1 protein-coding gene is annotated in these 1,297 nt (G+C 62.5%); it reads left to right on the top strand.

Annotation, left to right across the window (positions count from 1 at the left end; all coding sequences use genetic code 11):
* Window positions 1-1,112 (top strand): chromate efflux transporter (chrA, locus tag AC11W3_RS20785; protein WP_484093696.1); only part of this gene is annotated, 1,112 nt, incomplete at its 5' end.
* Window positions 1,113-1,297 lie beyond the last annotated feature (185 nt).

Here is a 1,297-nt window from a genome sequence, read left to right as displayed (position 1 = left end):
CCCTGGTTGGATATTTCCTGAAGCTCGGCGCTTCCGGCTTCGGCGGCCCGATCGCGCTCGCCGCCTACATGCACCGCGACCTGACAGGGCGGCGCTGGATCACGGAGCAGGAGTACGTCGAGGGACTCGCTTTCTCCCAGATGATGCCGGGGCCGCTCGCCGCCCAGCTCGCCATGTGGATCGGCTTCATCCGGCATGGATTAGTCGGCGCGTCGCTGGTCGGGATCGTCTTCATCCTCCCGGCATTCCTGATCGTGCTGGTGGTCTCAGTGCTGTACGTTGCCTACCAGGGGCTTTCCGTGGTGCAGGCCCTTTTCTATGGCATCGGCCCGGTGGTCATCGCCATCGTCGCCCTTTCCGCGGTACGTCTGGCCAGGACCACCGTAGGCGGCGACTGGCGCATGTGGATCGTCTTCGGCATCCTTGCGGTCATCACCATCGTGGCGCGCGCCGAAATGGCCCTTCTCTTCGTGGTGGCGGGTCTCATCGGCATGGTCATCTACAACCCGCCAAGGAATTGGAAGCACTGGCTGCGGCACTCCCTGTTCTTCGTGGCGGCGCCCGCTGTCGGGGGAGCGTCCTTCACTTGGCCTGTCATTGCCCAACTTGGCGGGTTCTTCGTCAAAGCCGGCGCGTTTACCTTCGGCAGCGGGCTGGCGATCGTCCCCTTCCTCCATCAGGGCGTGGTGCAGCATCATCACTGGCTAAACGAGCGCCAGTTCCTGGATGCGGTCGCAGTAGGGATCATCACGCCGGGGCCGGTCGTCATTACGGCGGCATTCGTCGGCTATCTGGTCGCGGGTTTGTTGGGGGCCGTGGTCGCGGCGGCGGCAGTTTTCCTGCCGGTGTACCTCTTCGTCCTCTTCGTGGGCGGCTACGTGGTCCGGTACCGCAACAATCCCGGTCTTAAGGGGTTTATCAAGGGGGCAACCGCCGCGGCTTCCGGGGCAATTGCCGGGGCGTCGGTGATTCTCGCGGAAAACTCCATCGTCGATCTTACCACCGCCATCATCGCCTTGGTCAGCCTGGTGGTGCTGTGGCGCTTCAAGGTAGCCGAGCCGATACTGATCGCCCTGGCAGCCGTTGCGGGGGTGCTGCTGTACCGGGGATGAGAGGTGGAATACCTTGCAACATGTCTCGCTTTACCGCATCCACCACCCCCGGGGCTAACAAGGCTGTCCGGGCAGCATCTCAGACCGGAGAGAACTTCTTACATGACGTCATCGGAAGAAAAATTCACTGAAGAAACACCCGCCACGGTGCGGAAAAGGCCACGCTACCTCATCTGGTACATAGT

The organism is Geomonas sp., from assembly GCF_056994735.1.
The sequence above is the reverse complement of the archived record's forward strand: the minus strand, read 5'-3'. Positions and strand labels throughout refer to the sequence as shown.